The sequence below is a fragment of the Shewanella sp. Isolate13 genome (assembly GCF_022398325.1).
In the GTDB taxonomy this organism is placed as follows: Bacteria; Pseudomonadota; Gammaproteobacteria; order Enterobacterales; family Shewanellaceae; genus Shewanella.
In genome coordinates this window covers 90,353-101,169 of record NZ_JAKEVD010000016.1, presented here as the reverse complement: position 1 = coordinate 101,169, position 10,817 = coordinate 90,353, and the positions used below count along the sequence as shown (strand labels likewise).

Annotated in this window: 8 protein-coding genes; 5 read left to right on the top strand and 3 right to left on the bottom strand. The window is 44.6% G+C overall.

All coding sequences use genetic code 11. The features are described 5' to 3' along the window. From L1D44_RS12075 to L1D44_RS12065, 3 genes are all read left to right on the top strand, one after another. Positions 1-274, top strand: a 274-nt coding sequence (locus tag L1D44_RS12075) for a hypothetical protein (RefSeq protein ID WP_239890911.1), incomplete at its 5' end; no start/stop codon positions are given. Positions 275-395: 121 nt separating this feature from the next. Further along, complete coding sequence (locus tag L1D44_RS12070) at positions 396-740, top strand: hypothetical protein (protein WP_239890909.1); 345 nt, start codon at positions 396-398, stop codon at positions 738-740. Between the two features lie 146 nt (positions 741-886). Further along, positions 887-1,396, top strand: a complete 510-nt coding sequence (locus tag L1D44_RS12065; RefSeq protein WP_239890907.1) for a hypothetical protein — start codon at positions 887-889, stop codon at positions 1,394-1,396. Between the two features lie 617 nt (positions 1,397-2,013). Here the strand turns inward: L1D44_RS12065 and L1D44_RS12060 are convergent. Together L1D44_RS12060 and L1D44_RS12055 are read right to left on the bottom strand one after the other, a co-directional pair. Continuing rightward, positions 2,014-3,315, bottom strand: coding sequence for an NAD(P)/FAD-dependent oxidoreductase (locus tag L1D44_RS12060; protein WP_239890905.1), 1,302 nt, complete (start codon positions 3,313-3,315; stop codon positions 2,014-2,016). A gap of 403 nt (positions 3,316-3,718) precedes the next feature. After that, positions 3,719-4,081 (bottom strand): cytoplasmic protein, encoded by a 363-nt coding sequence (locus L1D44_RS12055; protein WP_239890903.1) that lies wholly within the window; start codon positions 4,079-4,081, stop codon positions 3,719-3,721. A 535-nt stretch (positions 4,082-4,616) separates the two neighbouring features. Between L1D44_RS12055 and L1D44_RS12050 the strand changes: the two genes are divergently transcribed. Together L1D44_RS12050 and L1D44_RS12045 are read left to right on the top strand one after the other, a co-directional pair. Beyond that, positions 4,617-5,774 carry an efflux RND transporter periplasmic adaptor subunit gene (locus tag L1D44_RS12050; protein ID WP_239890901.1) on the top strand — a complete coding sequence of 386 codons (1,158 nt, stop codon included), beginning with the start codon at positions 4,617-4,619 and terminating at the stop codon, positions 5,772-5,774. Positions 5,775-5,874: 100 nt separating this feature from the next. Continuing rightward, the gene (locus L1D44_RS12045; protein WP_239890899.1) at positions 5,875-8,985 is read left to right on the top strand and encodes a multidrug efflux RND transporter permease subunit; all 3,111 of its coding nucleotides are present in this window, start codon (positions 5,875-5,877) and stop codon (positions 8,983-8,985) included. Between the two features lie 667 nt (positions 8,986-9,652). Here L1D44_RS12045 and yiaY read toward each other — a convergent pair. After that, positions 9,653-10,801, bottom strand: coding sequence for an L-threonine dehydrogenase (gene yiaY / locus L1D44_RS12040; RefSeq protein WP_239890897.1), 1,149 nt, complete (start codon positions 10,799-10,801; stop codon positions 9,653-9,655). Between the last annotated feature and the right edge of the window lie 16 nt (positions 10,802-10,817).

Here is a 10,817-nt window from a genome sequence, read left to right as displayed (position 1 = left end):
GCGTTTAGGGTTCATGATTTATTCATTATTTATAATTTTTTTCTTTTTCTCTATGGATGGAAACGCTGATTACTTAGTAGACAGAATCCCTGGTAGTAATGGATTTGTTTATGACTATTATGTAACCATCCTATTCTTCTTGATGCTTCTTTTAGGCTATACAAATTTTCGCATGAGCTCTGAAGCTAAAAAGCATAGAAAAAGAATATCCGCTATGGTTGATGGGATAATTTTAGAGTTAGAGAAGCTTATAGATATAGATGGAAAAAGCTAACAAGTGGCTGCATCGGACTCGTCAAACTGTCACTTGTTTTGCTAAAAACCAGCAAAACAATCGCCAGTTTAACTCACCGCTGAGCCAGGCGTTATATGCCTTTTCAGGATGAGGGAGCACAATGAAAGTATCGATAGGGAATTTAAGCGCTTGGTTTATTATTATCGGTACTCTTTGTTTTTCAATGTTCATACCTTGGCTTGCTTATAAATCTATCACTAATAATAGTGAATACGATTACTTACTACTTTTCAGCATCCTTGTTGGTACACTGCTTTCCATTGCTCACTATATTTTGGCTTTTTTTGTAAAATGTCCTGAATGCGGTAAGTTGTTAACCGTAAGAGGTTTTAAGGAAGTTAAACGTAATACTCATGACAGTGGTTTGGAAGTTGCTTTCTTATGGTTTACCAATAAAGTCTATTGTATGCATTGTGGTAAAAAAGTTGATAAAAGCGCCATATAACAAGCAACTAAAGCGGGACTTTTAACAGTTGGCTGGGTTCCGCTTCGCTTCACATTGTAGCCAACTATTAAAAGCCCCTTAGTGTGGGCGTTATGTTTCCCGAGTACCCCACGTTTAGAGAGAGGTTGATTTTGTTAAAGTGTGAAATGTCAGTAGGTACGATTAATGTGGATGACAGCAGTGATGAATGTTTTACTGCTCCAATAAGAGTTGCCTTTCTTGACAATGAGGAATATGAATTCTTACTTGAAGATTACATAGACGATTCAAGCAAAGAAGATTTTCATAAAGCAATCAACAACTTCATAAATCTAGATAAAAGCGTTCTCAATGATGTAAGTGAGTTTGTTTATCAATATTACCTAAAAACCTTGAATTACCTTAGCCCTGAGGATGATTGGTATATTGAAATTGAAAAGCCGAAGGATGTTTGGCAATTTGTACAGTTTGGCTGTGAACCAGTTGCGTCTCGTCGAGATGAAGATAATAGAATATACATTTCATTTGCATGTAATTGTGATTGGGAGCGAGAGCATGGGCTACAGTTAGTGTTCAAAGATGGCAGCTATATCAACAAACTAGGGGGATATGATGGCCATTTAACTAACTCGGATGCTTTTGGTGATGAATCTCTAGAAGACGTTATTTACAAATAAACATAACAAACTGTTTAAGAGTGATTCGCACGCGTGGCATTTTTACTATGCGTCGATTTTTAGTGTTTAAGGTGGCATTCGGAGGCTCCGGTATTGCGTGTCTCATACCTTAACAAGGCGTTATCGTAATCTGCACACAATACTTTCCCTAATAAGAGTCATCACTTCCAAAGCTTTGACTCTAACCAATTCCTGTCCAAAAGTAATTTAGAAGCTTGTTTTATTTTTAACCATAGCTACAAAGCAAGATGAACCTATTAAGCGTACAGGAAACATTTATTCCCCATCGAAGTTGCCGAGGTCATTGAAGAACAATCGCGTGAGCGAGTCATGGATGATCAGGTGGCCTTAGGTGAGCCATGGACGGCGAATATGAGGCGATAGCGATTTTCGAAAATGACTGAGGGTCAACAACTTCGTCGGGGCGGCAGGGACTCTTTATAAAAGAAATGGTCAAGAGGGGGAAGCTGTAGTCCCCCTCTTGCCCGAGTGTGAGCTGGAAGCTCACGACCTTTTATCAAACGAAGTTTGATTTTTAAGTGTCGTAGGGCTGAGAAAGCCAACTCAAATTGGCAAAAACGTTGCTGGCGTTAAACCAGCAACATTCAGAACAATAGTTAGTGCAGCTTCAAGTGTGGGTGGATAATTCGGCTGATCCCTTTGGCAAACATTAATAGGGTGCCTTTAATTGGGCCGTGTAGCTCAATCAAGTGTCTGCGGTATAAAGAGGTATAAACGAAGCGGGCAATCTTACCTTCAACCATGACGCCGCCACCGATAAAGGACATCAAGTTACCCACAGTGTGGAACTTTGATAGATTAACCAAGGCGCCTAAGTCTTTATAGACATAGTTATTTGAAGCAGGCTTGCCCGCTAACAATAATTTGATGTTGTCGGCAGTCATCAATGCCATCTGTCTTGCTGACTGGCCGCGAGGTGGTACCCAGCTGCCATCTTCTTGGGGGCAAGCCGCACAGTCACCGATAGCAAATATCGCTGGATCGCGAGTGGTTTGCATATTTTGCTGCACCATCACTTGGTTGATATGGTTGCTTTCAAGGCCGCCGATATCTTTCAAGAAATCTGGAGCTTTAACTCCAGTAGACCAGATCACCATATCAGACGGGATAAACTCGCCTTCAGAAGTATGCAGACCCTCTTCGGTGACTTGATTGATGCGAGTGTTGGTCATCACTTTCACACCAATAGCGGTGAGCTCTTTAGCGACAGAGGCCGAGATCTCCTCTTTCTCTACCTTAGGTAGAATACGCTCATCAGCCTCAATAAGGGTAATTTCCAGTAAGCTGCTATCGATTTTATAACCGAAACCGCGTAGCTGCTCAACGGCGTGATGCATCTCCGCCGACATTTCAACACCTGTCGCACCAGCGCCAACCACAGCAATTTTTATCTTGTCATCGAGTTGGTGGTGGCTAGCATAGCGCATAAATTTATTTAGTAGCATGGTGCGAATTTCCATCGCTTGCTCTGTGCTATCTAAAAATACGCAATGCTCTCGAACGCCGGGGATATTAAAGTCGTTGGCGATGCTACCAATGGCAATGACCAAGTAGTCATAATCGATGCGACGAGCGGGCAATAGCTCACGGCCTTTGTTATCGCAAATAGGAGCTAGAATAACCTGCTTTGCTTCTCTATCAATATCCGTCATCGCTCCTTGTTGGAAGTGATAGCCGTGACTCGCAGCATGGCCACGATAACTGATAGCATCAATGCCTATGTCTAATGCCCCTGTGGCAACTTCATGCAGAAGTGGTTTCCAAATGTGGCTTTCGGCGCAGTCAACCAGTGTGACTCTCGCTTTTCCTTTACGCCCTAAATGGTGACCGAGTTTAGTAGCGATCTCCATTCCACCAGCGCCGCCACCAACGATGACAATATTGGCCATTTCATGCATGAGTTTTTAATCCTTAAGTCGATGGAACTGTAAAATAAATATTAATCAATGCCAGTGATTAAACACCACTTTACGAGAATATTAACTTTGGTTATCTATTGTTCTATATCGAGAATAGTCACCAAAAATAGGCTTAAAAAGTGTAGCAGTAGATATGTAAAACGGCAATTACCCATGTTTTAAGCTTTGAATGCCTAAAAAGTGTGAGTATTCTTTGCTATATTATTGTATTTAATTGTTTTGTCGTTTTGGTTTGAAAATTTTACCACCCTTGTTGGGTCGGTATTTGACTAAGCTAATGTGAGGGAAATTGCAGAAGGAAAGTCAGAAGTGTGATCTTGCGCTGTTAATTGCAGTGAAAGAAAGGCGGCACGCTCTATCGGTAAAGCATGCCGACTGACTATTAAAGCTTGCTTAAGCGTGACTTATAGTCTTCGATAACGTGCTCCATGATCTCTTGCACAGAGGTATCTTTAGTTTTGTTATCCATAAAGACTTTGAACGTGACCAATGCATGTTTGTCATCTTTGAGGCGACTATTTTGCATTGCAAAGTAGGCTTGCTCCTGCTCACATTCTCTAACAACATATCCATCATGTTCAAATAGTCGGTTGCCAGAATGGCCGTGCCACTTAGTAATTCTGTCTAGTGCTATTTCACATGAGCGGTTCAACTCAATATGATTGCGCCAGCTTGTTGGGTGCGCGGGATCCTTAATGTGAGGGCATCGGACTGTGTAGTTGTATACATGAGAGATTGCTGTCATAAATTACCTACCTGTTCGCTGTGACTAGTACCATCTTAGGCACTGTTTTTTTACTTGGTCAACCACGTGAGTGGTTTGGGCGTATTTTATGCTTTTTCTTTGAACAACGATTAATCTACTGAAATCTATGGTTTTTCTGTGCATATTCAAGTTTAGTTAACTTAGCTTCCCTAAAAATTCATCTGCAAATCAGTAAATGCTATCAAGTTAACTTGTTATCTATTTTCTATATGCTAGTTAAAACCTTAGTCGCTGTACCTCCTGTTTACCATGACATTTGCGTTGATAACTTTGTCCCAGATCGCACTTTTATTGATGAGCTCGAATAAGTAGCTGCTTTGGCTAATAAAGCAACAGTTGAATTGCGTTTTCCTGACTCATTGAATTGAGTTGTTGCCCGATTTTTCACTACGCATGTCACGCAGCTGTTAACTGTATAGGCAAATTTTTGTTAATGGGTTTATTTTGTGTGCTACTTAAGTCTATAATTTCAGGATAAAAATAAAGCACATATCCTATCTATCTGGAGGCTTAAATGGCCGATTCATCAGTTACAAAAATTAAGTTGTTGATGTTAATTCTCAGCGCCGCGGTTATTTCAGGTTGTGGTGATGCACCTGCACCGCAGCAAGCCGTGCTTCCGAGTGTTATCGTTAATACCGCCCATAAAGAGATGATAACGCCTAAGTCTGAGTTTGTTGGCCGAACTAGAGCGTCAGAAGATGTGGTGATAAAACCGCAGATCCAGGGGCAGTTACTCAAACGTAGCTATGTTGAAGGTGATGATATCAAGGCTGGCGACTTGTTATTTGAAATTGACCCATCTACCTATGAGGCTGAGCTTGCTCAGCATCAAGCGGTATTAAAGCAAGCAAAAGCCTCAAGAGATGTGGCTGTGATGAACTGGGAGCGTGGTCGTCGCTTGTTACCCGATGGCATGATCAGTGCTCAGGATATGGATGAATTAACCAGTCGAAAACTCACCACTGCAGCAGGTGTCGTGCAAGCTGAAGCTGCGGTAGAGGCTGCCAAACTCCAACTTAGCTATACCAAAATTTACGCGCCGATTTCTGGGCGAGTGAGCCAGTCAAAAGTCAGTCTTGGTGACATCATCACACCTCAAACTGAGATGGCGAATATCGTGCAGCTTCAGCCTATGTGGGTTAACTTCCAAGTGGCCGAGAAGGCCTTAATCACAGCACAACAGCAATTTTCAAAAGCGAAAAACAAAGATGTAAAGATTCAAGACTTGGTTATGCGGTTGCGTCTACCGAATGGCACCATGTTTGATGAAGTTGGCTATATCGACTTTATTGGTAACCGAGTCGATGCCGCAACGGGTACCTTGCCTGTTCGAGCTACCTTTAAGAATGCTAATAGCTTAATGCTACCAGGGCTGTTTGTAACACTCGTTGTAGAGTCACCGTTAACTGAAAATGCTTTGCTTATCCCTCAAGCTGCGGTGCAAGAGGATCAGCAGGGGCGCTTTGTTATGGTGCTTAATGAGCAAGATGAAGTGCAAAAACGTGTGGTAGAACTTGGTGAACGCTTTGGTGTGGAGTGGCGCGTACTTAGCGGTTTAGAAGATGGTGATCGTATCGTTGTTGAAGGGCTACAGAAAATTCGTCCAGGCATTAAGGTTAATCCAGTTGAGCAAGAAGTGGTGCCTTTTAAAGACGATGAAAAATCATAGCTTGAGGTTGTGATTAAACCAATACGCTTAATCGCTTACTTCGTAATTAGCAGCATTATTCGCTGCCCAAGCCTTATATTAGGGCTGACAGGGGAACGTCATGATCAGTGAGTTTTTTATTAACAGACCCAAGTTTGCTTTTGTGATCTCAACCGTTTTGACCTTGGTTGGTTTGATTGCTATTCCTGTGCTGTCGGTTGCAGAATTTCCAGAAATCGCGCCGCCGCAGGTGAGTGTTTCAACCAGTTACTCTGGTGCCAGTGCCGATATCGTTAAAGATACCATTGCACAACCTATTGAAGCCGAAGTTAACGGTGTCGAAGGCATGCTCTATATGGAGTCAAAGAGTGCCAATGATGGTAGCTACTCGTTAAATGTGACTTTCGATGTGGGCACCGATGCCGATATGGCGCAGGTCAAGGTGCAAAACCGAGTACAGCAGGCGATGCCGCGCCTACCGGAAGAAGTAAAGCGTCAAGGGGTTAAGGTTGAGAAGCAAAGCCCTAACATGTTGATGGTAGTGAACCTTGTTTCCCCTAATGAAACCTTCGACTCGTTGTTTATTACTAACTATGCTGGTCTGAATGTGAAAGATGCCTTAGCGCGCCAGTACGGTGTGTCAAAGGTGCAGGTTATTGGTGCGCTCGACTATGCGATGCGTATTTGGCTCGATCCCGATCAGATGGCAAGCCTTGGGGTGACCGCTACTGATGTAATTGGCGCATTGCAGGAGCAGAACATTCAAGTGGCGGCAGGGCGAATTGGTGCCGCACCAGTGGATCCCGACCAGCAGTTTCAGTACACCCTGCAAACCAAGGGGCGTCTTAAAGATCCGCAAGAGTTTTATGATGTGATGATCCGTGCCAACAACGATGGCTCAAAAGTGGTTGTTGGTGATGTGGCTCGGGTAGAACTTGGTTCGCAAACCTACGATGCTCAGGGTAAGTTAAATAATAAACCTTCGGCGATTATTGCTATTTACCAATCACCAGATGCTAATGCTCTAGAGGTAGGTAAAGCGATCAAAGCCGAGATGGAGAAGCTATCGGAGCGTTTCCCCAATGATCTTGAGTACGAAGTGCTTTATGACACCACGGAGTTCGTTGAAACTTCGATTAAAGAGGTGGTACAGACTCTGTTTGTCTCGATTGCGCTGGTGGTCTTTGTGGTGTTTATCTTCTTACAGGACGCCCGTTCAACCTTAGTACCTGGCATTGCTATTCCTGTGTCGCTTATCGGTACGTTTGCCTTCTTGTTGCTGTTTGGCATGAGCATCAATACGGTTTCGCTATTCGCACTTATCTTAGCTATCGGTATCGTGGTGGATGACGCTATCGTAGTGGTGGAAAACGTCACTCGCCTGATGCAAGACGAAGGGTTATCACCGAAAGAGGCGACCTCTAAGGCGATGAAAGAGGTAACAGGGCCAATTGTTGCGACCACCTTAGTACTGCTCGCTGTATTTGCTCCTACGGCTGTGATGCCGGGGATAACCGGCCAGATGTATGCGCAGTTTTCGGTAACCATCTGTATTGCAGTATTGATCTCATCGATTAACGCATTAACCCTTAGCCCTGCATTGTGTGCTTCACTATTGCGAGCGCCTAAGCAACATGAAAAAGGTTTTCATGCGGCTTTCAACAGGCAGTTTGAGCGTTTTACTGGTAAGTATATGAAGCTAGTGTCGTCACTGACGCGCAAGCTCGCATTAGTAGGTATCGTTTATGCCTGCTTAATTCTGTTAACTGGTGGAGTGGCTAAAATCTTACCGTCGGGCTTTGTGCCAATGGAAGATAAGAAAGCCTTTATGGTGGATATTCAACTGCCTGACGGTGCATCACTTAACCGTACCGAAGATGTGATGCGCGATCTGGTGAAGCTGACACTCGCCGAGCCAGGAGTGGAAAATGTCATTCACGCCAGTGGTTTTAGTATCTTGACGGGATCGGTCTCTTCAAACGGTGGCTTGATGATTGTGACCCTGTCGACTTGGGATGAACGTGATTCGCCGGATATGGTGGAGTCGGCAATTGTGGCCAAGTTGCAAGCTAAATATGCCGCTAATCCAGCGGTGAAGGCGATGGCTTTCTCACTGCCGCCGATCCCAGGTGTGGGTAGCGTCGGTGGTTTTGAGTTTGTATTGCAAGACACTCAGGGCCGAACACCACAGGAGCTTGCATCTGTGATGCGCGCCTTAATTATGAAGGCAAATGAGCAGCCTGAAATAGCCATGGCCTTTAGTAACTTCCGCGCAGATGTGCCGCAGATGTTTGTCGATGTTGATAGAGATAAGGCTAAGGCGCTTGGGGTGTCGCTCAATGAGATCTTCTCGACCATGCAAACTATGCTGGGTTCTATGTACGTCAATGACTTTAACCGTTTTGGTAAGGTGTTTAGAGTAATCCTACAGGCGGAGTCTGAGTATCGTAATTCAGACCGAGATATCTCTCGCTTCTACGTACGTTCTAATACGGGGGAGATGGTTCCTTTGAGTACGTTAGTCACTGTGACGCCGATTTTAGGCCCGGATGTGATGAATAATTACAACATGTTTAGCTCCACAACCATTAATGGTTTCCCGGCTCCTGGCTTTAGTTCTGGTGATGCGATTAGCGCTATGGAGCGTGCGGCCAATGAGTCTCTGCCAACGGGTTATACCTTTGAGTGGACCGGGCAAACGTACCAAGAGATTAAGGCGGGGAATTTGGCGCCGCTGATTTTCGGACTGGCGTTAATCTTTACTTATCTGTTCTTGGTAGCTCAATACGAGAGTTGGACCATTCCATTTGCGGTTATCTTAGCGGTGCCGATTGCGGTATTAGGTGCATTCCTCAATATTCTGTTGGTGGGGGCTGACTTAAACCTCTACGCCCAGATTGGTCTGGTGCTACTGATTGGTCTCGCCTGTAAGAACGCCATCTTGATCGTTGAGTTTGCTAAGCAGTTAAGAGAAGAGGGCAAGAGTATATTAGAGGCGGGCGAGACGGCGGCAAGACTGCGTTTCCGTGCGGTACTGATGACGGCATTCTCCTTCCTATTAGGCGTACTGCCACTGGTTGTTGCTACCGGTGCTGGAGCGGGGAGTCGCCGCGCCCTTGGTTACTCAGTGTTTGGCGGTATGTTAGCGGCCACAATCGTAGGTACATTGTTGGTGCCAGTGTTTTACGTCATTATGCAGAAGATGCGAGAAAAGGTGAAAGGTCAGTCTTAAGACAGCAAGACAGGCATTAACTTATGCCCCTAGAATGCTAGTTGTAGAGTGCTAGCTATAGAATGAAGGCCTGCTTTTATCGCAGGCCTTTTTATTTTCAGCTACTTTTAGCCCTAAACCACCATTTTCAGTAGATTTAGCCTATACAGCCATTCCTAATCTGCGGCGTCATCACGCGATGCTGATCGAAAGGCCTGAAGTGTTTATTGTGAAGGGCAATTAAAGGCTTTATTGCCTGGTTAAATTTAGTCTTTTAAGCAGGTGGTTTGAACTGGGCGTTTGAATTTAGGTATGAATATCTAGGGGGCGCTGCGATTGATTAGCGATGGCAGATTAGCGCAGAGATAGTGCCGAAAGGAAAAAGCCCACTCCAAGGAGTGGGCTTCTAAGCTTGCTTTAACTTTTGCAGGGAAAAAGCGAACCAGCCAATTATACCAAATGTGTATCCCTTTGTATCACCATTTAAGATTAAAATAGTCTTAAATAGTGATGTTGTGCTGGATTTTACATCATTTTAGATTTTTTACTTCTTTAAAAGTTAAGTTCACAAATGATTAGCTTCCAGTAATCGGCCGCTGAAGTGAGAAGTGAACGATAGCAAGCTCATTGTTGGGAGCGTAATTTGCCTGCTACCGTTACCTCTTACTCAATTAACAGAGGCTCAGTATCAAAGTGCGTTAGTGAAGATTTGGCAGATCTCCTCATGGGTTGCCTGCTTAGGGTTTGTCAACCCACAGGCATCTTTTAGGGCGTTGTCGGCAAGTGTCGGAATATCTTCAGCCTTCACACCTAGTTTAGTGAGGTTTTCTGGGATATTTACCGCTACGGAGAGGGCTTTAATTGCGGTAATCGCAGCCTCAGCGCCTTGCTCGTCAGTCATTGCCGACACATCAACGCCCATTGCCTTAGCCACATCTTTCAGACGACCAGGAACGACTTGTGCGTTGTAGGCCTGAACATGGGGGAGTAACAGCGCGTTACATACACCATGAGGTAGGTCGTAGAAGCCACCTAGTTGATGCGCCATGGCATGAACATAGCCAAGGCTAGCGTTATTAAATGCCATACCCGCAAGGAACTGGGCATAAGCCATCTGATCACGTGCCTCGATACTTTGACCGTTTTCAACCGCTTCAATCAAGTTACCCTGAATAAGCTCGATAGCTTTAATTGAACAGGCATCGGTAATTGGATTCGCCGCGATAGAAACATAAGCTTCGATAGCGTGAGTCAGTGCATCCATACCCGTTGCTGCAGTTAGACCGGCAGGCTTAAGTAGCATTAGTTCTGGGTCGTTAACTGACAAGATTGGGGTGGTGTTCTTGTCGACAATAGCCATCTTGATATGACGCTCTTCATCGGTAATGATGCAGAAACGGGTCATTTCACTCGCAGTGCCCGCCGTGGTGTTGATCGCAACTAGGGGAAGCTGTGGCTTAGTAGAGACATCTAAGCCCTCATAATCTTTAATGTTGCCGCCGTTAGTGGCAACAAGTGCGATGCCTTTTGCACAGTCGTGGGGTGAGCCACCACCTAACGAGATGACAAAATCACAGTTGTTTGCGGTTAAGATCTCAAGACCCGCCTCAACGTTGCCAACAGTTGGGTTTGGCTGAACGCCATCGAACACCACCGAGCGAATATCATTGCTGGCAAGTTTGTCGGTGACTTGGGCGACAAGACCGATTTCAACTAGCGGTTTGTCTGTAACAATTAATGCATTTTTGAAGCCCAGAGACTTGATGTCTCCAATGGCCTCAGTGACGGCGTCTTGCCCTAAGATATTGACAGATGGGATGAAAAATTTAGCAGCCATAAGAATCACCTATACG